Raw genomic sequence first — 279 nt, forward strand, 5'->3', positions numbered from 1 at the left:
TGCTAGTTCTTGTCCTCGGCGCTCATCGCAAACCCACCCTGTAATACCGATATGCAAATCAGCCGCTAAGCATTCGATTAACTCATCTTTACTGCCAGTAAAACAGTGTAATAAGGCATTAGGGAGTAGAGCTCTGTACTCATTTACAATGGCAATGAAGTCCGCATGTGCTTCACGACAATGCATCAGCACTGGCATATTGAGTTCACAAGCCAGCTCTAATTGCGCTGCAAATACTTTTCTTTGGGCCGGACGCGGTGAAAAATCGCGATTATAATC

General features: G+C 45.2%; 1 protein-coding gene. It reads right to left on the reverse strand.

The genetic code is table 11. The annotated features are described in order from the left end of the window. The coding region (locus AAEZ08_RS22845; RefSeq protein WP_500125166.1) for a TatD family hydrolase at nt 1-279 on the reverse strand (279 nt) is incomplete at both ends.

The organism is Pseudomonas sp. E45-MNA-CIBAN-0222, assembly GCF_040310405.1.
GTDB classification, from domain to species: Bacteria; Pseudomonadota; Gammaproteobacteria; order Pseudomonadales; family Pseudomonadaceae; genus Stutzerimonas; species Stutzerimonas stutzeri_AC.